Here is a 20,777-nt window from a genome sequence, read left to right as displayed (position 1 = left end):
GGCAATTGTCCCGCAGCGAACCGCGCCCTCGGGAAACTCCGGTCATGGAAAATGCTGCGCTTGAAGGTAGATCGTCGAGCGGTGCCGATCGAGTTGCCGTTCGGCAAGCGGGCGCTGGGAACAGCAAGGGGACATACTGGAATCTCCCAGGTCATCAAAACCCGGGGAGAGTGACATTCCAACTTTGCAGGATCAGGACACTTTAACTTTGCGGCTACATCAAATGTGGCAGCCGAGTTGAACTGTCCGCTTTGGCGCAAAGTTAAAATGTCAATTTGAGCTGCCCTACGGCACGACGACCAGCCCCGATCTGACCGGTTGGTCCGGGTTGCAAGGGCAGATCGGGGCGGGTGGGACGCACCTTTCGGCTTTAGCTTTGGACGATGCGATCGACAGTTCATTCCGCAGCATCAAGCCGCGAAAGTGCTTTCTCGCGCCGCGCAATTACCGCTGGATCGGCGAGGAAATCCGTCTTTCGACCCGGCTTGCGGCCATTTGACCTGTAGCCATTCTTCTCGCTGTTGGTCTTCACGTCCGGCTTCGACGGCTGCTTCTGACATTCTTTGATATAGGCCAGCACATCGGAGAGCCGCTTGTTCTCGGTGATCGCCGCATGCGTCACCCGCTGGTCCTTGTCAAACGCCCGGTAGGGCAGGGAATGGCCTTTCCACCGCACATTCAATCGACCATCCGCATAGGCATAGGTCTCGACATAGCGACCAGCCAAACCGCGCGTCACCTCGGTCTCTTCGAGCATGATGCGCTGGCGCTCGAACGAAAACGTCAGTTGCGATCCGACATAGCGCTGCTCGCGTTTGCACAGGACGTCGCGCAGCCGATCCGGGGCAAGGTTCAGCGGCCGGTGCAGGTCATCGGGTCGGGCAGGGACAATCGCAAACCGCGCGTTGTAGCGCTGCATGAAGCCAGGCAGGAAAGCGTTGCCGTCATCCATACCGCAGATGCCCGCCAGCCTTAACTCCTTGACCAGGCGATCTTGCAGCGTCCGGTTCATCCGCTCGACGCGACCTTTGGCCTGGCTGGAGTTTGCACAAAGAATCTCGATGTTTAGCTCGCAAAGCGCACGCCCGAACTGCGTCATGCCCTGACCGCCCTTGGCATCCTTCTTCGCCACCCGGAACACCGAATGCTTATCGGAATAAAAGGCGACCGGTGCCCCGTGATCCTTGAGATACAGCGCCAGCGCCTCAAAATAGCTGAACGCACTTTCCGAGCGCACGAACCGCAACTGCATCAACTTGCCGGTAGCGTCATCGACGAACACCAGCAGCGAGCACGGTGGCCCGCGATCCTCAAACCAGCGGTGCTCTGACCCGTCAATCTGTACCAACTCGCCACAGGCCTCGCGCCGCAGCCGCGGCTGATGAAACGTCCGCCGCTGCTTGCGCGACAACCACAGGCCGGCCTCCGCCATCCATTGGCGCAAGGTCTCGCGCGACACCGTCAGACCATCGCGCTCCGCCAGCTTCTCGGCCGCCAGAGTCGGACCAAAGTCCGCATAGCGCTCGCGCACGATCGCCATCGCATAATCGCGCACGCCGTCACAAATCCGATTGTTCGATGGGCGGCCGATCGCCTTGTGCCGGATCGACGCCGCACCGCCAGCGCTGATCCGATCCAGCAGTCGACGCACCTGACGGGTGCTCAGTTCAAGCACATGCGCCGCCGACACCAACGTCATGCGCCCGGCGATTACCTTCGACAAAATCTCAATCCGCTGCAGATCACGCTCGCTCATCGCAATCAATCCCATCCGCAATCTCCCAGGTCATCAAAACCCGGGGAGAGTGACATTCCAACTTTGCAGGATCAGGACACTTTAACTTTGCGGTGTGAGTTCACGCCGAACTGCGACTTGCGCGTGCAACGCTAACCGACACGCCGCATTTGCGCGAGCAGTTTCTTGCGGAAGACTTCCGCGGGCGTTCGATAGCCGAGGCACTTTCGGGGCGTCGAGTTGAGCCGATCGCAAATGTCCTTCAGGTCACCGTCGGTGATCGATAGAGGATCCACTTCTCTCGAAAGCCATTTGCGAGCACGGCGATTGGTGTTCTCAACGGTGCCTTTCTGCCACGGCGACTGCGGGTCACAGAACCATGTCTGCGTTCCGATGCCAGCCTGGAGATACGGCCATTCGCTGAATTCGGTGCCACGATCAAAGGTAATCGACCAACGGGCGAGATGGGGCAGGGACTGCAGCGCCTGCTCACCCCGTCCATGATCGGTCGCGACTGGCGGTCGTTGTTGCGCAGGAAGACGGCAAAGCGACTGACTCGCTCGACCAGCGACGTCACATTGGCCTTGCCGAACTTCTTGCGAAACTGAATGAGATCGCACTCCCAATGACCGAACTGCTTGCGCTCGGCGACGGTGTCCGGACGGTGGAGAATGTTGAGTTCCGGGCTGAAACGGCGGCCGTAGCGTCGCCGGGCATGTCGCGGCCGACGTCTCGCACGCCGTTCCGGAAGATGCCGCCATAGCTTGATGGCCTGGCCGTCTGCAGAATAGGCAAATTTGTAGATCGTCTCGTAGCTGACGGAAATCGGATGACGCTCCAGCCGCATGCGGCCGGCGATCTGCTGCGGCGACCAGCCATGCATGATCCGCTCGATCACCGATCGGCGCACATGCGCAAACCGAGCAAGTTTGCGCAGCTTGGCTCTGCGCTCACGCGCCATCTCGTTGGCCGTGACACAGTAGTAGCCACTGAGCTCTGGCATTTGCGCATCGTCGAACGCATTGCGGCTGAGCTCCCGGAAAATCGTCGAGCGATGCCGCCCAAGCTTCTCGGCGATAACAGTGGCACTAAGGCCGGCCGCTCGCCACCGGGCGATCCTACGACGTTCATCCATATCGATTTGGGAGTAGGTACGTCTCATGAGCCATTCCTTGCGAGTGACAACCCATTGGTATCTATCGCAAGTCGCACTTCATCCTTGAACCCACCCGGCTACATCAATTGATCAGATAAGATAGATTATGGAACTATACGATAGGCCCAAATACCGGTTTCGGGCGTGTTGTGCCTACTCTTAGCTTGACCGAGCCGGCCCCGGCTGCTTAGTCATTCGCGACGAAACCTCGTTTTTCAAGGCCCGATGCGATGAGCGAATTGCGCGTTCTTTCAGATGCTTTCATTCCAGAACTGCCAAACCGCTACAATGGCAAAGTGCGCGAAAACTATGATCTGCCCGGCGGCGAACGCATCATCATCGCGACCGACCGATTGAGCGCCTTCGACATCATTCTGACCTCCATTCCGCACAAGGGTCATGTGCTGACGCAGACGGCGCGCTACTGGTTCGAAGAAACCGCCGACATCTGCCCGAACCATGTGATCGGCTATCCCGACCCGAATGTAGTCATTGGCAAGCGGCTCGATATCCTGCCGGTCGAAATCGTCGTGCGCGGCTATCTCGCCGGTACTACCAGCACCTCGATCCTGACGAAATATCGCAATGGCGAGCGCGACATGTACGGCATCCGTTTGCCCGACGGTCTGCGCGACAATCAAAGGCTTCCCCAAGCGATCATCACGCCAACTAGCAAGGCTTTCGACGGCGGCCACGACGAGCCGCTTTCGGCCGACGAAATTCTCGAGCAAGGCCTCCTGACGAGAGAGCAGCTCGATACCGTTTGGAGCTATGCGCTGGCGCTATTTGCGCGCGGCCAGGCGCGTGCCGCCGAACGCGGCCTTATCCTCGTCGATACGAAGTACGAGTTCGGCACCGACAAGGATGGAACCATCATCCTTGCCGACGAGATCCACACGCCCGACAGCAGCCGCTACTGGATCGCCGACAGCTACCAGCAGAGCTTCGAAAACGGCGAACGGCCGAAAAGTTTCGACAAGGATTTCGTGCGCGCCTGGGTCACCGAACGTTGCGACCCCTATAAGGACCCGGTCCCGGAAATCCCGAGAGAGCTCGTCGAGCAGACCTCGGCCGTCTACATCGAAGCCTATGAGAAGATCACCGGGCGGACGTTCGTTCCGAACCTTTCAGGTGGCACCGTTCTGGAGCGCATCCGTAAGAACCTGGCGCCTTATTTCTCGAAATAGTGCCGTATATTAGATATTTCGAACCCTGTGAAATTCAGGCGTCGCCGAGCACGGGGACGTCGACCTCGAACTCGAGCCGCATCAGGTCGTAAGCCGGTTCGACATGGTCGGGTGTTTCGCCCTGGACGGTGTCGTAGTCGAGCGGCACATGCATGTGTGTGAGCACGGCTCTTTTCGGACGCAGCCGTTCGATCCAGCTGAGAGATTGCACCAGCGACAGATGGCTCGGGTGAAACTTGTACTGCAGCGTATCGAGCACCAGAAGATCGAGACCATCAAGTTTGCCGATCGTTTCCGGCGGAAAGTCGCTGACATCGCTGCAATAGGCGAAATCGCCAACGCGAAATCCGAGTGAATGAATATTGCCGTGAAACTGCATCAAGGGCTCGAATGTGATCGGACCGCCTGCCCCTGTAATGACCACCGGCGATAGATCTTCAGCGATTATGTGTCCATCGACGATCGGCGGATAGCCGCTTCCGGGTGGCGATTCCAGGCAGTAATGAAACCCTTCGCGAATCCGGCCCATCGTGAAGGCATCGGCCCAGATCGGTACGCGCTTCCTGTTTTCAATGACGAAACCGCGCAGGTCATCTATGCCATGCAGATGATCCGCATGCGCATGCGTGTAAAGCACAGCGTCGATGTGGTGGACATTTGCCGCCACCATCTGCGCACGAAAGTCTGGGCCGGTATCGATGACCACAGTCGTCTTGCCGCCGTCTGGAGCAATCTGTTCCACCAGCAAGGCGGCGCGCATGCGGCGGTTCTTCGGATTTGTGGGATCACAGGCGCCCCAATCACCGGTAATACGCGGCACGCCAGGCGACGAACCGCAGCCGAGAATGGTGAAGGCGCGCCTGAGTGCCACGTCAGAGCCTCGGCATCTTCGAGAAGATACGGAAGGCATTTTCGGTGGTGAGCGATGCGATCTCGTCCTTTGTCACCCCGATCGTGTCGGCTAGAACTTGCGCCGTGTGCGCCACATAGGCGGGCTCGTTGCGCTTGCCGCGGAATGGCTTGGGCGCAAGATAGGGCGCGTCCGTCTCGACGATCATCCGATCATGCGGAACCGTCTTGGCGATCTCGCGCAGTTCCTCCGATTTCGGAAACGTCAGAATGCCGGAGAAGGAAACGTAGCCACCGAGCTCGACGCCGACGCGTGCCAGTTCCGGACCCGACGAAAAGCAATGCAGTAGGAAGGGGAAGACCCCTTTCCCCGTCTCCTCGGTCAGGATCGCAGCCATGTCGTCATCGGCCGAGCGGCTGTGAATGACAAGCGGCAAACCGGTTTGGCGCGCTGCGGCGATGTGCCGGCGCAGGCCTTCAGCCTGAGCGTCGCGCGGTGCGTTGTCGTAGAAGTAGTCGAGACCCGCCTCGCCGATCGCCACCACCTTCGGGTGCGCCGAAAGCCGGATGAGATCGTCTACGGTGATATCCAGCTCTTCATCAGCATTGTGCGGATGCGTACCGACGGAACAGAAGACGTTCGGATACGCCTCGGCGATCGCAAGGATCGTGTCGAACCGCTTCACGCGGGTGGAGATCGTGATCATCTGGCCGACGCCGGCCGCACGCGCACGCTCGATGATGGCGTCGCGCTCGGCCTCGAAGTCGGGGAAATCCAGATGGCAATGCGTATCGATAAGCATGCTGATCGTGCCCTATTGCGCTTCCGGCGCGACGTAACGCGGGAAGACCGGCTTCGGGGCTTCCAGCGGCGTTCCAGAGACGAGGCGGCCCGCCTCGCCGAGTGCGGCAAAGTCGCGCTTGTCGGCCGGTGCAGCCACCAGGTCGAGCAGCTTTCCTGACGATTCCGGCATGAAGGGCTGCAGCAGGATGGCGATCTGGCGCACGACTTCTGCAGTAACATAAAGAACGGTTGCCATGCGCGCCGGATCGGTCTTTTTCAGCGCCCAGGGCTCCTGACCGGCGAAATAACGATCCGTCTCCGAAACGACCGCGATGATCGCGGCAAGAGCGCGGTGGATCATCTGCTTGCCCATTTCGTCGCGCGTGATCTCATGCAGCGCGTCGGCAGCGGCCAGCATCGCCTTGTCTTCATCACTCAACGCGCCGCAGACCGGAATCTGGCCGTCACAGTTCTTGACGATCATCGACAGAGAACGGCTCGCCAGATTGCCGATACCGTTGGCAAGATCGGAGTTGATGCGGGTTGCGATCCCCTCCTCGCTGTAGCTTCCGTCCTGGCCGAAGGAAACCTCGCGCAGGAAGAAGTAGCGAATCTGGTCGAGACCGAAATGCTCGACAAGATTGAACGGATCGACGACGTTGCCGAGCGACTTCGACATTTTCTCGCCCTTGTTGAGCAGGAAGCCGTGGGCGAAGACGCGCTTGGGCAAAAGCAGGCCGGCCGACATCAGGAAGGCGGGCCAATAGACCGCGTGGAAACGGATGATGTCCTTGCCAATGATGTGGATGTTCGCCGGCCAGAATTTCGCGCGCGGGCCCTGCGGATTGTCGAGATAGCCAGTTGCGGTGAGGTAGTTGGTGAGCGCGTCTACCCAGACATACATGACGTGGCCAGGATCGTTCGGCACCTTGATACCCCAATCGAAGGTCGTGCGCGAAACCGACAGGTCCTTGAGGCCCGACTTCACGAAGGAGATCACCTCATTGCGGCGCTCGGCCGGGCCGATGAAATCAGGGTTCTCCTCGTAGTGCTTCAGCAGCCTGTCCTGATACTCCGACAGCTTGAAGAAGTAGCTCTGCTCCTCCACCCATTCGACGGGCGTACCCTGCGGCCCGTAGCGCACGCCGTCGGCGCGCAACTCGGTCTCGTTCTCCTGGTAGTAGGCTTCGTCGCGCACGGAATACCAGCCGGCATAGGAATCCTTGTAGAGGTCACCCGCCTCGCCCATGCGGATCCAGATGTCCTGCGACGCCTTGTGGTGGCGCTTCTCGGTGGTGCGGATGAAGTCGTCATTCGATGCGTTCAGAAGCACGGCCATCTTCTGGAACTCCGAGGAGTTCCGGTCGGCAAGTTCCTGCGGCGTCACGCCTTCGCGGCGAGCCGTCTGCTGCATCTTCTGGCCGTGTTCGTCCGTGCCCGTCAGGAAGAATACGTCACGTCCGTCCAGGCGCTGGTAGCGCGCCATTGCATCCGTTGCGATCAGTTCATAGGCGTGGCCGATGTGCGGCTTGCCGTTCGGGTAGGAAATCGCGGTGGTGATGTAAAAGGGGGACGTGTCTCTCATAGGCGGATTCAATCTATCTCGGATGAAGCTACCGACGCTCTTAGCGCATACGCCGCAAGGAAGGAACCGGGAGATGGGAGAAAAGCCCGCACAGAAAGCGCTGGTCGACATCCATCCCCGCTTGTGCCGGAGCGAATGCAGCATTAGAACAAACAGGAAACAAACGCAAGGGAATCGCCATGTTGCGCCAGCTTGAACGTCAATTTGAAGCGGCATCGGCCCGCTACGCCGAAGACAACGGCATCGAGCGGGATGCGGACTGGTTCATGCTCAAGATGCAGGAGGAAATCGGCGAGCTAACCCAGGCCTGGAACAAACGCACCGGCCGCGGCAGGCGGCATGGAAAATCAGAAGACGAATTGCAGACCGATATGGCGGACGAAGCTGCGGACCTGCTGGGTCACGTGCTGCTTTTCGCCCACCATCACGATCTGGATCTCGTCGCGGCAATCAAGCGCAAATGGAAGTTTCAGGTCGAGCTATAGCGCTGCCTTGACATCGTCCAGCAGCGAAAGAATGGTTTGCTTGCGATCGAGATTATAGGCGTCGCTGACCGTGAGACGCTCCCCGGTCGTGGTTGAAAGCCGGGCGAAACGCTCGGCGCGCATGATATCTCCGGCAACGGCCGCATCGCGGGCTTCGCGCATGAGCCGGCCTGTCAGCAGTGACGTGAAGAAATCGAAGATCGTTTCGCTGTCCTTTGCAGAAAGAACGTCCGCAAGCTTGTGCATGTCTTTGCGGATCGCCGGCCCTTGCCCTGCGAGGATCGCCTCGAACGTCGCGGCAATCTCGAGACCGCCGTAATTGATGAGCTTCAGGGCCTCCGCGACGCTGCCATTGGCAGCGGCCAGAACGCGTGTCGCATTTTCGCTCTCAAGATCGAAGCCGAGATGATCGAGCGCCTGGCGCAGCGCTGGCGGCTCCAACGGCTTCAGCCGCAGCGGCAGGCAGCGCGAACGGATCGTCGGCAGCAACTTACCCGGCGCGTGTGTCAGTACCAGGAACAGCGATCGACGCGGCGGTTCCTCGAGAATTTTCAGGATGGCATTGGCCGCGTTGCGGTTGAGATCGTCGGCCGGGTCGATGATAACGATGCGCCAGTTGCCGGTCCCTGATGTCTGCGCAAAGAATTTGCCGGCTCTCCGCACCTCGTCCACGGTGATCGCGCCCTTCACCCTGCCCGTCTTCTCGTCGACCGGTCGTGACAGATGCAAAAGGTTGTGCGATGCGCCGGAGGCCAACTGCCGCCCGACGTTCGATGCGGGGTCGGGATCCTCAAGCCTTTCGGGCGCGTTCGCTGGATCCGGGTGATTGAGGATGTGGCTGGCGAAGCGAAACGCAAGCGTAGCCTTACCGATGCCCTCCGGCCCTTCGATGAGAATGGCGTGGTGCCCCTTGCCCGATCGGTAGCTCTGCGCCAGAAATGCTTCCGCCTGCTCGTGGCCAAACAGCCGGCTGTTCTGCACCGGCGCGATTGCCCCTTCAAGCACCCCTGGCGCTTCTGTCGTCATGGTGTGGATCCCGCGTTCGAAGGCGCGGACACTTCGGCATTGGCAAGCAAGCTTTCGACAAGCCCGAGCACCTCCGCAGCAATCGCCTCGGCAGACTGCGTCGCGTCGATGACACGGCACCTGTCCGGATCAGCGTTTGCGATATCGAGGAAGGCCTCGCGGCGCTTTTCATGCGTCTCCAGCTCTTCCTTCTCGAAACGATCCGGACTGTCGTCTCCCGCACGGCGTTGGGCGCGCTCAAGACCGATAGTCGCCGGCAGATCGAAAATCACCGTTCGGTCCGGAACGACGCCGTTGATGGCAACCCGCTCCAGCGTCTCGACGAAGGCCGGCTCCAGATTGCCGGTAATACCCTGATATACGCGCGACGAGTCCATGAACCGGTCGCAGAGCACGATGGTTCCCTTAGCCAGCGCCGGCCGAATGACCTCCTCGACATGGTCGCTGCGCGCCGCAGCAAACAGGATGGCCTCCATTCGTACACCGAACGCTTCGGCCGCTCCCGAAAGCAGCACATGGCGCACCGCTTCGGCCCCGACCGATCCACCCGGCTCACGCGTCGTCAGCACCTCACGGCCGAGCGCGCGCAGAGAATCGGCGAGCAGGCGCAACTGAGTCGACTTGCCGGCCCCTTCCCCGCCCTCGAATGTTACAAACAGACCTTTTGCCAGCGGCACAGTGCTTTCCTATATCGGCATGCGATTTGGCTCTGTTTAGCCGATTGGTCCAGCCGATGAAACCGTCAGCACCGGTTTTGTTACAGCCAGAAGAAGAGCAGTTCCTGCAGGGCGTCGAGCGCGCGGCTCGCCAGAGTGCCTTGGCCCACCGCCCCGGCTGTCTTGACCGGAACCTCGCGCAGCAACCGCTCGCCGTTCCAAAGCCGCACCACGCCAACCTCGGCACCAGCCTCTACCGGTGCGCGCAGCGGCCATTTGTAGACGACACGGGCCGTCAGGCGCTCCGGGTTGTTGACCGGCAACAGCACATCGACTGGGCCGCCGGCCACGAGCGCCACATGGGAGGTTGCGCCGCCATAAACGCTGGCCTCGCCGATCGCTTCGCCGTCGGCAAAGATCCGCCGCTTTTCGAACGCCGTCATCGCCCAGTCGAACACCTTGCGGCTCTCCTCGGTGCGCTCCTTATCCGTCTCCAGCCCGCCCATTGCGAGATAGACGCGGCGATCGCCACGCTGCATCGATGCCGCCAGCGAAAAGCCGTAGCCCTCAGCAAACCCCGTGGCGAGGCCGTCGACGCCGACTTTGGCCGCGATCAACGGGTTCTTGTTGCGCTGAAGGATCTTGTTCCACTCGAATTCGGGCTGAGAGTAGAGCCGATAGAGATCGGGATGCGCCTCGTGCAGATGGCGGGTCAGCGTCACCAGTTCACTCATGGTGATCCGGTTTTGCGGATCAGGCAGACCGGTGGCATTGCGGAAAGTAGCAATGGGCATGCCGAGCTCGCGGGCGCGGGCCGTCATCTTTTCGGCAAAGGCTGTTTCACTGCCAGCCATCCCCTCGCCGAGGATAATGCAGGCATCATTGGCGAGCTGAACGGCCACCCCCTGGAGTAAATCGGCCACGCGGATGCGTGACTTCAACGCAGCAAACATCGTCGAGGTCCCAGACGGCGCGCCGCCGGTGCGCCATGCGTGCTCGGAAACGTCGTAGACAGTATCGGCCGAAATCTCGCCTTTTGCGATCGCCTCCGCGACCACCTCCATCGTCATCAACTTGGCAAGCGAGGCGGGCGGAATCGGCTCGTTCTCGGCGCGGGAAAACAAGACGGAGCCGGTTTCGGCATCCACCAGCAGAATCTGCTTCGCCTTGGTGTCGAACGCCGTCGGCTGCGTCTGGGCCGCCGCGGCACCCGCGAGCAAAGCCGCACATCCGAACGCGACCGAAAGCATCTTCAAGCGCATGGGAAACTCCGGTTTCCCATTGGGCATAGCAGCGTCGTCAGAATGGCACAACGTCCCGATCTACCTGATCGAACCGGTTCTGCCTTGACGCTTCGCATGGGCAACGATGGATTCAGGCGTAAGCGGATTGGTCTCAACCATGATCGCTTCAAACGGCGATTCGGCATCGCTCACCCGTACTTCCACATAGGCGGCCGCATAGGCCATATTGCCGTCAGGCATCGGGATATACTCGGGCCGCTCGCGCGGTATCGGCCCGATCTCCGGCAGCATGACGAACTCGTTCAGCGACTGTGGTGCAGCGAACTGCGGGACAGGCGCTGCAAGCGCCGTCACCGGGCCACCGGTATCGAGCGACGATTTCGGCGGAATGGTCAGCGTTCCCAGCTGGTTGCGCATCGGCTCATTCGAGGCAACCATCACGCCGGTCGCGATCTGGCCTTCCGGCATAACGCCCGGGCTGCGATCGCCCTTCGTGACATAGGACGCCATGAGATACGGCATGTCGTTGCCTTCGAGCGGTGCGCGGCCGACATATTGCACCCGAACCTTGGCACTGCCCTTCTGCTTGATATCGAGCAGATCCGCCGTCTTCGACGACACATCGATGATGCGGCCATATTCGTAAGGACCGCGATCGTTCACCCGCACGATGACGGAGGTGCCGTTTTCGGTGTTCGTTACGCGCGCATAGCTCGGCAACGGGAATGTCGGATGGGCAGCCGAAAGATGGAGCTTATCATAGACTTCGCCATTGGCGGTCAGGCGACCATGGAAAGCCGAACCATACCAGGACGCGACACCGGTCTTGTTGTAGCCGAAATCTTCCTTCGGCTGATACCACTTGCCCTTGACCTGATAGGCTTTACCGACCTGGAATCGGCCGCCGCCCTTCGGGATATTCTTGCCGGTGGCGACACGGGGGCTCGCCTTCACACCATAAACCGACTCGGCAAAGTATTCTTTGCTTCTCGGCTTGCTCTTCTTGATACTGGACGTGGATCCGCAAGCCGTGAGCGTTGCGCAAAGCACGGGAACCGCCGCAAGGCGCAGTCCCTTGATCAGATATGCCGCATTTTTACTGGATGACATCTGTCCCACAACATCATTCGAATAAGCCGTACTCGAAACCTTCCACTCTTGCCCCCAGCGGAAATCTCGGCGTCCCGAAACGGAACAGTCGATTAATCATGACAGCAACAAGGCAAAATTGCGAACCGGCGAACGGCCGCCCGCCCGAAATCTCCAACTATGGTTTACGAATGGTTATCGCGACGGGGTGGGCAGCGGATACGCCGCGAAAATCTTGCCGCCCGCGCATGTTAAATCTTGCAAAGCGGCAAGGCTTCGCGCAATAACGCCCTGCCCGGAGGAGTGGCCGAGCGGTTTAAGGCACCGGTCTTGAAAACCGGCGTGCGTGAAAGCGTACCGTGGGTTCGAATCCCACCTCCTCCGCCATCAGCTGTTTCATTTTTCGCCATCCGCTATTGGGTTGGACTGCCAGGTGAATATTCCAATGGCGCATGATTGCTAGTCTTGCGTGCAACGCACCATCATCGCACCAAGCATTAGCGCGTGCATTGGCAAGGCTGGAGCGGGGTTCGCTTGCCATCCCAGATGTTTTGAGGGAAAGTCTGATTCTGGCCCATCGAGGCCTGGGCAATCTCCCACAACTGGAGAAAACCATGCCTCTTAAATGTCTGACGACAGCCGCTTTTCTCGCTCTTCTGACACTTTCCGGATGCGCAAGCACCGGCGGCGCCAACACGACCTACGCCCAATGGCAGGGCCCGTTGCCGGTACCCGATCCGTCTGCGGCAAGTCCCGGCGGTTTCCGTCTCAGCTACTGAGTTTCATGACAGCAGCGCGGATCAAATATGACGCACCAAGGGCGCGGTAGCGCTTCGGACCTGCTGCGTGATTCCCCCTGTAGACCCGGCTCCGGACAGGCATCTGTGCACCTCGATCTGCAGACCATAATGCGTGCGGAAAGTCGTGGTTCGCGCAAGACCCTTCAGACATTTGCTTTCGCTGGCTTCAAACCTCCGAAGCGCACCTTCTGGTCCGCTAGCCGAAACGAGGCAAGGACTGCCGCTGTCCGACGCGATGCTGCATGCAAATCACCTTGCGTCCAATCGCAAGCATTGACTCCCATTTTATTAGCGAGGCTTGATGTATCGGTCATCCAACAGTCAAGGAACTGAGCGATGCCCACTTTCATCATCGAACGCGACGTGCAAGGAGCTGACAAGCTCAGTCAGGACGACCTCTGTGCACTGTCGGCGAAATCCAATGCTGTCGTCGCCGATCTCGGCGTGCCATACACATGGATCACGAGCTATGTCGCCGGCGACAAGATCTATTGCGTCCACGAAGCGCCGAGCGCCGACGTCATTCGCGAACACGCCGAACGAAGCGGGTTTCCGGCCAACAGGATAACGGAAGTCGCCGCCGTGATTGGGCCTTCGACAGCATCTCAAGGGCGCGGCAAATAGCCGAAGCGGTGTTATAATCACCATGGGCGGAACATCGGCTTCATTGCAAGCCCGAACCGCCCGCCCGGGCCAATGCTCCCCAAGCGCCGTCATTGACTTCCGGCGGTACCAATGCAGGCTAGTCCGCCGGTCATCGGCGCCCATGAGGGTTCCCCGGCACACCTTTTCAAGGAGACGATCATGGCAAAGGGTCAAGTGCGAAGTAACCGCGAGGTTAGAAAACCCAAGAAGGACAAGGCCGTCAAAGCCGCCGTGGCGACAGAAGGCTCACAGGTGAAGCTGGCAGGCAGCAGCTTTTCGCTCGGCAAGAAAGACAAGAAGTAGGACGATCACCTCTAGCCTCTCGAACCAAATAGTCTGGAGAGTTTTGGCAGTGGCCAGTCGGACTGGGGTGCGCACGTCTCCGCACACCCTGGGCGGCTGGTCCCCCGACCAAGAATAGATGAGAACCCCAGCACGCTTGAAAGTCGCGTGCCCCCGGAGATGCAGAGATCGTTGCGGGCGGCGGCACTGGCCAGTCGTTTCCCATCTCTGCTGCAAAGTCTGATCGGCCGTCGATACGCCGCATGTGGTAGACGCCGGAAGATCGAGAACGCCGAAACACAGCCTGTTCACGCGAATCTTTGTGCTTTCGCCGCCACAGCCTGAGCAACCATCGCCGCCTTGCATAAAGAACTGTTGAACACGGCACAGTGCCCGGCATGCTTGCTGGACTTCGGAACGAAAGCGCGGTTCACATCGTTAACCAAACTATCGGCACCACTCTGATCTAGCGGACGTTCACCGTGCTTGCAGCCTTGCTTATCGCCTCGATTATCGCATCGCCTAACATCGCCCTCAGCGCTGCCACGGTCGACGACCTGCAAGCCGACTTCGAATCGGCCGTCCCCTGCCAGCAGATCGATGGCCGGAATGTTTGGAAGGGGACGATCGCCTACTATATCCAGTCCTTCGTCTATCAAGGCGACACGCCCGTAGCGACTGACGCGGCGGACGCCGTCCTACCGGAGGACAACTCGGCTGAAACCGTCAAGGAGTTCGAGGACGCCTGTTCCGCCACGCAGCCGGCTTGAACCACCCTCTCCGTCGCGACGCCCGCCCAGCAATCGCTCAACGCCAGACTATTTCCACTTCGCTCCATCGACGGTGGCGCAACCGTGCGGCGGCAGTCCGTTGCCAAAGGTAAGCTTTAGCCGGTCACAACCCCAATGATTGATCGGCCCCGGCATTGCTGCATTCAACGCGATGCCGACTTCGTCGAACGGGCTCTCCTTGTTGTCCACATATTGATACCAGCGAAACCCAAGGACCGCGGTCGCGGCGACAACGATCGTCAGCAGGATTCGAATCAGCTTCTTCATTGCACCCTCATTGCGTAAACGGAACGAGGCATATCAGCGCCTTGCGGCACGTGCAGCGTCTAGTTGGCCGATGCGGGCACGTTTGATCCTACATTCACGGAATTTTAGGCACTTGCGGAACACATATGGAACAGATAGTGTCTGTTCTTGATTTGTTTCACGCTTCTGGAGCGACTTGCCATGCTGACCCGCAAGCAACAAGAATTGCTTCTTTTCATCCACGAACGAATGAAGGAATCGGGTGTACCGCCCTCCTTCGACGAGATGAAGGATGCACTCGACCTGGCCTCAAAGTCGGGCATTCACCGGCTGATTACGGCACTGGAGGAACGCGGTTTCATACGCCGTCTTCCCAACCGCGCCAGAGCGCTCGAGGTCATCAAGCTGCCGGAAGCCTATGCGGCAAGCACCCAACCCCGTCGCGGGTTTTCCCCCAGCGTCATCGAGGGCAGCCTCGGCAAACCGCCGGCCCCTGCCCCCGCCGCTGCGAAAGCGCCGCCGGTTGCTGACAACAGTTCCGTCTCGGTTCCGGTTATGGGACGCATTGCCGCCGGCGTTCCGATCTCAGCGATACAGAACAACACTCACGACATCTCCGTTCCGCTCGATATGATCGGCAGCGGCGAGCACTATGCCCTTGAAGTGAAGGGCGATTCAATGATCGAGGCCGGCATCTTCGATGGCGACACGGTGATCATCCGCAATGCCACCTCGGCCAATCCCGGCGACATCATCGTCGCGCTCGTCGATGATGAGGAAGCAACGCTGAAGCGCTTCCGGCGCAAGGGCGCGTCGATTGCCCTCGAGGCGGCCAATCCGGCCTACGAGACGCGTATTTTCGGCCCCGACCGCGTCAAGATTCAGGGCAAGCTCGTTGGATTGATCCGCCGCTACCACTAAGCCTTTCTCAGGCCAGCCGCCTTCGTGCTGGCCAGCCCTCCTCTTCCTTGAACGTCTCGCCACCTTGGAGGTAGCGAGACGGGCATCGTCAAATCGAGCGGTTTGCACGCTCGAAAAATATTACTGGTGAATCGAGTACTCGCCCAGTTCGCAGAGATCCTGCGTGTCTTCGGTCGTGTCGAGACCGGAACCTTCCTCGAATTCAAAGCGCATATCGTATTTGCAGACATCGCGTCCGTCGGCGATGGTGATTTCCATGCTTTCGCCCGGATTGAGCACCTGCCGCCCGAAGACGTCGTCTTCCCACTGATCAACACCGACCGGCGACGTGTAGAAGTTCGTCAGAACCGCTTCCGTCTTGTTCTTCAGCTGAAAGACGAGATCCTCAGCGCTTGCGGTGGCTGTCGACGCGGCAAGAACGGCAAGAGCAGTCAGGGCGATCTTACATTTCATTTTATATCATCTCCTCCATTTTCGGTTTTGTTTGACGCTACCTGTACGGGTCGCGCCGCCGGAATATTCATTCCCGAACCCGTCTAGAGACAATATTCCTTGCACTGACAATACCAGCCGATTCACCATTTCGGGGTGTGTCCTTGGCAGGCCGTGTGAACTGACGGCTGTCCGCTGCCCACAGGCGGCGAGCAAACCGAGTTCAAATGAATTGCGCTTTGAAAACAGTAACCGACCGCGACTGCTCTGCGGCGTGGGTCGCTGCCTCGCTGCTATGGGATCGAGGGAAGAGCGGGATCTCCTACGGCGCCGCTCAGCGGTTCATGAGGGCTGCGAAAGAGGCAGACCAGCAGGAGCGATCGGCGGCGTGACTGGACAGCGGCAATGTAGCCGATATTTGCTACTGCATAGTGGCTTCTGCGTACCGACTTAAGAACATCCCAGCAAAGAACATACCCATCATCATCATGTACATGGTGATTAAGAGGACGCGAAAGAAGTTTGCGAGGGGAGGAAGATGCACTCGATAAAGCTGATTAACAGGCACGCCGCGCGGTTTCGTCACCATCAGTGCCAGGTAGCTGAATAGGACAGCAACCAGAAGCTCGACCAGATAAATGTCCATCCAGTCCGGAACTCTTATACGGCGGGTAAGAGTGAACGCGAATGCTTGGTTGGCCCAAAACAATGTCAAAGAGGCCGAAAGACAAACTGATTTTGCGTATTTCACAAACCGCTTCATCGTCCAGCCCTCTCCTGTGCCAGGGGGCGATCGGCAAACACCTGCTTGCCGAAGCTGTTCCGAACCTCGTCCTTGTGCTGCCGAATCATACCGGGGATGAGGAACAGGTCGACTAGCAGCCATACACCCAAAGCGACAATGAACAGAGCCCCGATTCCGATGCCGGCGGTAACGGCGCCTAATACGAGCAGGGCAAGCATGCCGGCGCCGCTTCCAACACACCCCATATAGAAACGGTGCGCGCCGATGCCGCCACCGACAAACCAAAGCAGGTAAGCAACGACGATTGACTTCGCATCGTTGGTCACCCTCTGCTCGATCAATAGCTGCTCTGCAGTAGAAAGATCCATGCTTGCCCCCAACGCCGTACAACCATGAGGGTGCATGCTCTCACAACGCACGTTACAGTCAAGCCTTATTTAGCTTGGCCTAAATTGGAGGCGGCATCACGGATCAGCAGTGGGCAACAAAAAAGGCCGGGGCGAACCCGACCTTCCGTGGTCGCCTCCCGCCGCCGCCAGTACATCCGTGGTCAATGGCGAGAGGGACCGTATAGCGCCAATGTACGCGCTGATTGAATTTTAATCAAACCGTAAATCAAAGCGAGCGCCGCAGCACGGTAACTCACTGTCCACGCTTCGGCGGGCTTGGTGACTTCCGCGTGCGGAGACTCTCCAGATAGAGCCTCTCTCGAATACGGTCGGCTTCGGACATTCGTTCCGTTTTTGCAGGTACGGGCTGCCTTGGCTGTCGCGATCCTAGTGCGGCCTGCTTGTTGCGCCGTCGTCTCTTCAATGCTCTTATTATCCTCTGGCTGGAGCGCGTAGACGACAAGACGGTTCCAGGCTTCTGCTACCGCGCTGAAAGCCGGTGGAATGGTCGCTTGGAATACACGAAGCGGCTGAAGCCGCGGGCGATCGGGATCATCAGCAAGGACGACGATTACGCTACCGTCCACGGGGCATGATGGGGGAACGGGAGATGGACGAAGTCCTTATAGACGCCCACAGGGCCGCAGGCCTCCTTTAGAAGGCGTTGCCAGACCGCGATAACGGAATCATCCTGCCCTTTTGCTGGTTGAAGGGGCGGGATTTTTCATGAGCGACGAGAGTGATCGGCCGAAGTTTACAGTTGTCGCCGAAAACACGCAGCAGCAAATCGATGCGAATTGGCTCCAGGAGACAGTGGATTCTAGGCTGCGCGCCCTGGCCGCGAATATCATCCGCGTCGTCAGAGGTGCCGGACGACCTGACGACATAATCGATCAATGCAATGACGTCCTGAAGGCGGCGATCGAGTTCGATGAGAAGGCCGGGCGATTCGCCTCATCTCACTCTGTGGCGGCGGCGCTGCGCCTCGATCACGAGCGAATCGATGATTACGATTCCTTCGAGGGTCAGAGGCGGCTTGTAATGCGCCAGATGATGGATGGATCGCTGCAAGTTGCGACGTCTCGCCTTCTCAACCAACTGACGCAAGAGCGTAGGGGCGAGGCCGATATGTTCGAAGCGTATCGGGAGTTGGAACAGCTCTATCAAGAACTGCGAAAGAAGCGAGAAGCGGAGACAAGGGCAACTCGAACAAAGACGGCGCCAAAACGCAAGCCGGTCAAGAGGAAGCCGCGAAAGGCCAAGGTTGTCGACTCTCTATGAGCCATGTCACGTTTCATGTCGCGTGGAGTCGCCGTGTCTTCGCGGTAGCCATTGAAAATCAACGGAAATCAGTTGCAACATGGAAAGGTGCATTTGTTGCACCGTTGCCAAGATCAACACATTAAAATCATTGGTGAAAATCTTTGGAGGCCTCGCCCGGAATTGAACCGGGGTACAAGGATTTGCAGTCCTCTGCGTCACCACTCCGCCACGAGGCCTCACCGACTGAGATTATCAAGTCGTGGCGAGCGTTTAGAATGAATATAGACGGAGTGCAAGGGGGTTCATTCTGAATGCGATCCTTTTTTCATTCCGAACAAGCGTTTCCATTCCGTTCTGTGGATTGCGGTTGCATACCCTGCCCTATCCTCTTTTTCAGGAGAAACGCATATGGCCAGAGTATTGCCACGCAAACACCGAGTGGAACGACAAGACAGGCGGCCGCCGCAGCGCCGGATCGCGCCTACACAGCCGCTGAGGCGCTTTCGCCAGGATCTAGCACCACGGCGTTGACCGTCCCTTCCAAGGGCGAACCAGGCCTTCCGAGACGAGAATGTTACCGAGCGAACGGCCGTCGCGCATCACCACGCGCAGCTTCTCGCTGGTCTTGTCGTCGTCCCTGCCGATCGCTTCGATCAGCCTGAAATCTCCAGAATTCAACAGTTCACGCAATCGCTGCTTGGCGTAAAAGCCGCGTGTGCGCTCGCCATCGCAACTTGCCTGCTTGATTCGCGGGGCGTCGATATCGGCGACGCGGATCGCTTCACCTTGATAGCGGAACGTGGCACCGTCGATGACGCAGTTGTCGTTGCGGATACCGCAGAAATAGAACTGATTCGCCTTGGCCCGGAGAGCAGCTGGCTGCGCGACGGGGCGCTCAATCGGTGTTGGCGCGGCCAACCCGACATTGACTGCGGGTATCGGTCCGTCGACAGGCTTCGTCTTGTGTGCGGCCGGCGGAACGGCGGCACGAACCTGTGCTTTCGGCCGATTTTCCGCTCTGGATGTCGATGCAGACTTGGGTGCCGATGCGAACACATCCGAAACGCCCGGCAGATCCGGCAATTGTCCGCGGTGGTCATAGGCAACGACGCCACCGACTGTCAGCACAGCAGCGAGATACCAGGGCAGCATGCCGCCCTGCTTCTTTGTCCGGCTGCCGCGGCGACGCCCGCGGCTTGTCGTGGCCTTACCCATTCTGTCCCATCCTTGATCCGGCCGGCATTATGCTGCCGATCCGTTGCCGAATGGTTTTCAACGACAGCCCAAAAGCGGGAGTTCGAGTGCACGACTTTTGGGATGGCGCAACGGAACATAACGATCCACGGCCTTTTCACTCCGTAGGCGCGACGCTCAGATCGTCACCGCAAAGCAGCGGCAATGTTCACGAGCTCTATCGGCGGCAAGGCAAACTGCCCTCCAAGCAAACTCCACCACCATGAAACGGTGTGGACGAGCCGATAGGCCAGACTCGCCCTCCCTCGCCCGGACAGGTCTGCATCCATGTAGTGCGACGCCACATCGACGTGGGCCGCCATCACAAGAGAATCATCACTTCTTCGAGGCGTCCGTGCCGTTGCGCCGGCGCGCCCACCACACGGCGAACCTGCGCCGGAGGCGGCGAACCGCCGGAATATCATGCGAGAGGACAAGTAGTCCCAAAGGCACCATCCAGAAGCCGAGCACCGGTAGGAAACCGAGAAAGCCGCCGAATACCAACAGCCCACCGACCAGCATGCGCAGCAGGGGTGATTCCGGCAGGGTAAGGCGCCATTTGCCCAGCACGATCTGCCGGGTATGCGGATCTATGCCGAAATGCGTCTGTTTTCTGTTTTTATTCATCATTCCCTATCCGGCTGCGTTTCCCACAATTGGGGGCTTCTCCACAGGCTCGCAACAAAACTTGTCACTTTTTTTGAAAAAACCGCTTGGCAAATCGGAAAAGCATTTGTATTAGCAGCCTCACTTCTGCAGGACACAAACCGCGCAGATGATCCCTGGTAGCTCAGCGGTAGAGCATTCGACTGTTAATCGACAGGTCGCCGGTTCGAATCCGGCCCGGGGAGCCAGTTTCTAAAAGAGCCATTCGCGGTAACGCCCGAATGGCTCTTTTTCATTTTGCGGCTATGGTTCCGCGACACGCTGGTGGACGCAGACCCGGCCTCGAACGCCGCCAGCTCGCAGTGGGTGGCAGGGTCCGGCGCCGACGCCTCACCTTTCTTCCGCATCTTCAATCCCGTGCTTCAGGGCGAGAAGTTCGATCCGGAGGGGCTGTACGTGAAGCGCTTCGTTCCGGAATTGGCCGAGCTTGAAGCCCCTATATCCACCGGCCGTTCTCTGCCCCCTCTGCCGCACTTTCTGCGGCCGGCATCGCGCTTGGGGTGACCTACCCTACCCCCATCGTCGACCACGCCTTTGCGCGCTGGCCGCGTTTCAAGAAATCAGAAAC

The 20,777-nt window shown here is 59.2% G+C and carries 22 protein-coding genes, 3 tRNA genes and 2 pseudogenes; 11 read left to right on the top strand and 16 right to left on the bottom strand.

Annotation, left to right across the window (positions count from 1 at the left end; genetic code table 11):
• Positions 1 to 397 precede the first annotated feature (397 nt).
• Positions 398 to 1,771: an ISNCY family transposase gene (locus tag AC244_RS03755; RefSeq protein ID WP_053247428.1), complete on the bottom strand. Its 1,374-nt coding sequence runs from the start codon at positions 1,769 to 1,771 to the stop codon at positions 398 to 400.
• Between the two features lie 116 nt (positions 1,772 to 1,887).
• Positions 1,888 to 2,897 (bottom strand): annotated as a pseudogene (locus tag AC244_RS03750) (IS30 family transposase).
• Between the two features lie 233 nt (positions 2,898 to 3,130).
• Here AC244_RS03750 and AC244_RS03745 point away from each other — a divergent pair.
• Positions 3,131 to 4,078, top strand: coding sequence for a phosphoribosylaminoimidazolesuccinocarboxamide synthase (locus AC244_RS03745; protein ID WP_053247670.1), 948 nt, complete (start codon positions 3,131 to 3,133; stop codon positions 4,076 to 4,078).
• Positions 4,079 to 4,112: 34 nt separating this feature from the next.
• On the opposite strand, the gene AC244_RS03740 is transcribed toward AC244_RS03745, so the two are convergent.
• The 3 genes from AC244_RS03740 to metG are packed head-to-tail and all read right to left on the bottom strand — an operon-like array spanning position 4,113 to position 7,296.
• Positions 4,113 to 4,949, bottom strand: coding sequence for an MBL fold metallo-hydrolase (locus AC244_RS03740; protein ID WP_053247427.1), 837 nt, complete (start codon positions 4,947 to 4,949; stop codon positions 4,113 to 4,115).
• Position 4,950: 1 nt separating this feature from the next.
• A complete protein-coding gene (locus AC244_RS03735) occupies positions 4,951 to 5,730 on the bottom strand; it encodes a TatD family hydrolase (protein ID WP_053247426.1) in 780 nt (259 codons plus the stop codon).
• A 12-nt stretch (positions 5,731 to 5,742) separates the two neighbouring features.
• Positions 5,743 to 7,296, bottom strand: coding sequence for a methionine--tRNA ligase (gene metG, locus AC244_RS03730; protein WP_053247425.1), 1,554 nt, complete (start codon positions 7,294 to 7,296; stop codon positions 5,743 to 5,745).
• A 179-nt stretch (positions 7,297 to 7,475) separates the two neighbouring features.
• Between metG and AC244_RS03725 the strand changes: the two genes are divergently transcribed.
• Positions 7,476 to 7,781: a pyrophosphatase gene (locus tag AC244_RS03725; protein WP_053247424.1), complete on the top strand. Its 306-nt coding sequence runs from the start codon at positions 7,476 to 7,478 to the stop codon at positions 7,779 to 7,781.
• Here AC244_RS03725 and AC244_RS03720 read toward each other — a convergent pair.
• The 4 genes from AC244_RS03720 to AC244_RS03705 form a co-directional block, all read right to left on the bottom strand.
• A complete protein-coding gene (locus AC244_RS03720) occupies positions 7,776 to 8,807 on the bottom strand; it encodes a DNA polymerase III subunit delta' (RefSeq protein ID WP_053247423.1) in 1,032 nt (343 codons plus the stop codon). The two genes, AC244_RS03725 and AC244_RS03720, sit on opposite strands and share 6 nt — an antisense overlap.
• Positions 8,804 to 9,484, bottom strand: coding sequence for a dTMP kinase (gene tmk / locus AC244_RS03715; RefSeq protein ID WP_053247422.1), 681 nt, complete (start codon positions 9,482 to 9,484; stop codon positions 8,804 to 8,806). The genes AC244_RS03720 and tmk overlap by 4 nt, the downstream gene beginning before the upstream one ends.
• A gap of 80 nt (positions 9,485 to 9,564) precedes the next feature.
• Positions 9,565 to 10,725 carry a D-alanyl-D-alanine carboxypeptidase family protein gene (locus AC244_RS03710; protein ID WP_053247421.1) on the bottom strand — a complete coding sequence of 387 codons (1,161 nt, stop codon included), beginning with the start codon at positions 10,723 to 10,725 and terminating at the stop codon, positions 9,565 to 9,567.
• Between the two features lie 60 nt (positions 10,726 to 10,785).
• On the bottom strand, positions 10,786 to 11,817 hold the full coding sequence (locus AC244_RS03705; protein WP_053247420.1) for a septal ring lytic transglycosylase RlpA family protein: 1,032 nt from the start codon (positions 11,815 to 11,817) through the stop codon (positions 10,786 to 10,788).
• A 276-nt stretch (positions 11,818 to 12,093) separates the two neighbouring features.
• Between AC244_RS03705 and AC244_RS03700 the strand changes: the two genes are divergently transcribed.
• The 5 genes from AC244_RS03700 to AC244_RS03685 all read left to right on the top strand — a co-directional run bounded on the left by AC244_RS03700 (position 12,094) and on the right by AC244_RS03685 (position 14,293).
• Positions 12,094 to 12,183, top strand: a tRNA-Ser gene (locus AC244_RS03700).
• A gap of 227 nt (positions 12,184 to 12,410) precedes the next feature.
• On the top strand, positions 12,411 to 12,575 hold the full coding sequence (locus tag AC244_RS37410) for a hypothetical protein (RefSeq protein WP_202596040.1): 165 nt from the start codon (positions 12,411 to 12,413) through the stop codon (positions 12,573 to 12,575).
• 357 nt (positions 12,576 to 12,932) lie between these two features.
• Positions 12,933 to 13,220 carry a DUF4242 domain-containing protein gene (locus tag AC244_RS03695; protein WP_053247419.1) on the top strand — a complete coding sequence of 96 codons (288 nt, stop codon included), beginning with the start codon at positions 12,933 to 12,935 and terminating at the stop codon, positions 13,218 to 13,220.
• A gap of 180 nt (positions 13,221 to 13,400) precedes the next feature.
• Positions 13,401 to 13,544, top strand: coding sequence for a hypothetical protein (locus AC244_RS37405; protein ID WP_202596039.1), 144 nt, complete (start codon positions 13,401 to 13,403; stop codon positions 13,542 to 13,544).
• 461 nt (positions 13,545 to 14,005) lie between these two features.
• Positions 14,006 to 14,293 carry a hypothetical protein gene (locus AC244_RS03685; RefSeq protein ID WP_053247417.1) on the top strand — a complete coding sequence of 96 codons (288 nt, stop codon included), beginning with the start codon at positions 14,006 to 14,008 and terminating at the stop codon, positions 14,291 to 14,293.
• Positions 14,294 to 14,341: 48 nt separating this feature from the next.
• On the opposite strand, the gene AC244_RS03680 is transcribed toward AC244_RS03685, so the two are convergent.
• Positions 14,342 to 14,581, bottom strand: coding sequence for a hypothetical protein (locus AC244_RS03680; RefSeq protein ID WP_053247416.1), 240 nt, complete (start codon positions 14,579 to 14,581; stop codon positions 14,342 to 14,344).
• A gap of 180 nt (positions 14,582 to 14,761) precedes the next feature.
• Here AC244_RS03680 and lexA point away from each other — a divergent pair, with 180 nt between their 5' ends.
• On the top strand, positions 14,762 to 15,481 hold the full coding sequence (lexA, locus tag AC244_RS03675) for a transcriptional repressor LexA (RefSeq protein ID WP_053247669.1): 720 nt from the start codon (positions 14,762 to 14,764) through the stop codon (positions 15,479 to 15,481).
• A gap of 120 nt (positions 15,482 to 15,601) precedes the next feature.
• Here lexA and AC244_RS03670 read toward each other — a convergent pair whose 3' ends face one another.
• From AC244_RS03670 to AC244_RS03660, 3 genes are all read right to left on the bottom strand, one after another.
• Positions 15,602 to 15,934, bottom strand: coding sequence for a hypothetical protein (locus AC244_RS03670; protein WP_053247415.1), 333 nt, complete (start codon positions 15,932 to 15,934; stop codon positions 15,602 to 15,604).
• Positions 15,935 to 16,334: 400 nt separating this feature from the next.
• A complete protein-coding gene (locus AC244_RS03665) occupies positions 16,335 to 16,676 on the bottom strand; it encodes a hypothetical protein (protein WP_053247414.1) in 342 nt (113 codons plus the stop codon).
• A complete protein-coding gene (locus AC244_RS03660; protein ID WP_053247413.1) occupies positions 16,673 to 17,026 on the bottom strand; it encodes a TM2 domain-containing protein in 354 nt (117 codons plus the stop codon). The genes AC244_RS03665 and AC244_RS03660 overlap by 4 nt, the downstream gene beginning before the upstream one ends.
• A gap of 747 nt (positions 17,027 to 17,773) precedes the next feature.
• Here AC244_RS03660 and AC244_RS03650 point away from each other — a divergent pair.
• Entirely contained in the window at positions 17,774 to 18,328 is a 555-nt protein-coding gene (locus AC244_RS03650; protein WP_053247411.1) for a hypothetical protein, read from the top strand.
• Between the two features lie 144 nt (positions 18,329 to 18,472).
• On the opposite strand, the gene AC244_RS03645 is transcribed toward AC244_RS03650, so the two are convergent.
• From AC244_RS03645 to AC244_RS03635, 3 genes are all read right to left on the bottom strand, one after another.
• Positions 18,473 to 18,546, bottom strand: a tRNA-Cys gene (locus AC244_RS03645).
• 277 nt (positions 18,547 to 18,823) lie between these two features.
• Complete coding sequence (locus tag AC244_RS03640) at positions 18,824 to 19,525, bottom strand: thermonuclease family protein (RefSeq protein WP_053247410.1); 702 nt, start codon at positions 19,523 to 19,525, stop codon at positions 18,824 to 18,826.
• Positions 19,526 to 19,879: 354 nt separating this feature from the next.
• A complete protein-coding gene (locus AC244_RS03635; RefSeq protein ID WP_414735877.1) occupies positions 19,880 to 20,173 on the bottom strand; it encodes a hypothetical protein in 294 nt (97 codons plus the stop codon).
• Between the two features lie 149 nt (positions 20,174 to 20,322).
• On the opposite strand from AC244_RS03635, the gene AC244_RS03630 reads away from it, so the two are divergent.
• Together AC244_RS03630 and AC244_RS38745 are read left to right on the top strand one after the other, a co-directional pair.
• Positions 20,323 to 20,397, top strand: a tRNA-Asn gene (locus tag AC244_RS03630).
• Between the two features lie 58 nt (positions 20,398 to 20,455).
• Positions 20,456 to 20,751: pseudogene (locus AC244_RS38745) on the top strand (FAD-binding domain-containing protein); the annotation flags it as partial.
• Positions 20,752 to 20,777 lie beyond the last annotated feature (26 nt).

Source organism: Ensifer adhaerens (assembly GCF_001270265.1).
Lineage (GTDB): Bacteria > Pseudomonadota > Alphaproteobacteria > Rhizobiales > Rhizobiaceae > Ensifer > Ensifer adhaerens_B.
This window is presented reverse-complemented; position numbering and strand designations above follow the sequence as displayed.

Coding starts and splice junctions, on each gene's coding strand:
- AC244_RS03650 (WP_053247411.1), top strand. CDS start 17,774: ATGAGCGACGAGAGTGATCGGCCGAAGTTTACAGTTGTCGCCGAAAAC.
- AC244_RS37410 (WP_202596040.1), top strand. CDS start 12,411: ATGCCTCTTAAATGTCTGACGACAGCCGCTTTTCTCGCTCTTCTGACA.
- AC244_RS03670 (WP_053247415.1), bottom strand. CDS start 15,934: ATGAAATGTAAGATCGCCCTGACTGCTCTTGCCGTTCTTGCCGCGTCG.
- AC244_RS03680 (WP_053247416.1), bottom strand. CDS start 14,581: ATGAAGAAGCTGATTCGAATCCTGCTGACGATCGTTGTCGCCGCGACC.
- AC244_RS03705 (WP_053247420.1), bottom strand. CDS start 11,817: ATGTCATCCAGTAAAAATGCGGCATATCTGATCAAGGGACTGCGCCTT.
- AC244_RS03725 (WP_053247424.1), top strand. CDS start 7,476: ATGTTGCGCCAGCTTGAACGTCAATTTGAAGCGGCATCGGCCCGCTAC.
- AC244_RS03665 (WP_053247414.1), bottom strand. CDS start 16,676: ATGAAGCGGTTTGTGAAATACGCAAAATCAGTTTGTCTTTCGGCCTCT.
- AC244_RS03735 (WP_053247426.1), bottom strand. CDS start 5,730: ATGCTTATCGATACGCATTGCCATCTGGATTTCCCCGACTTCGAGGCC.
- AC244_RS03720 (WP_053247423.1), bottom strand. CDS start 8,807: ATGACGACAGAAGCGCCAGGGGTGCTTGAAGGGGCAATCGCGCCGGTG.
- AC244_RS03660 (WP_053247413.1), bottom strand. CDS start 17,026: ATGGATCTTTCTACTGCAGAGCAGCTATTGATCGAGCAGAGGGTGACC.
- AC244_RS03755 (WP_053247428.1), bottom strand. CDS start 1,771: ATGGGATTGATTGCGATGAGCGAGCGTGATCTGCAGCGGATTGAGATT.
- AC244_RS03710 (WP_053247421.1), bottom strand. CDS start 10,725: ATGCGCTTGAAGATGCTTTCGGTCGCGTTCGGATGTGCGGCTTTGCTC.
- AC244_RS37405 (WP_202596039.1), top strand. CDS start 13,401: ATGGCAAAGGGTCAAGTGCGAAGTAACCGCGAGGTTAGAAAACCCAAG.
- lexA (WP_053247669.1), top strand. CDS start 14,762: ATGCTGACCCGCAAGCAACAAGAATTGCTTCTTTTCATCCACGAACGA.
- metG (WP_053247425.1), bottom strand. CDS start 7,296: ATGAGAGACACGTCCCCCTTTTACATCACCACCGCGATTTCCTACCCG.
- AC244_RS03635 (WP_414735877.1), bottom strand. CDS start 20,173: ATGATGAATAAAAACAGAAAACAGACGCATTTCGGCATAGATCCGCAT.
- AC244_RS03695 (WP_053247419.1), top strand. CDS start 12,933: ATGCCCACTTTCATCATCGAACGCGACGTGCAAGGAGCTGACAAGCTC.
- AC244_RS03640 (WP_053247410.1), bottom strand. CDS start 19,525: ATGGGTAAGGCCACGACAAGCCGCGGGCGTCGCCGCGGCAGCCGGACA.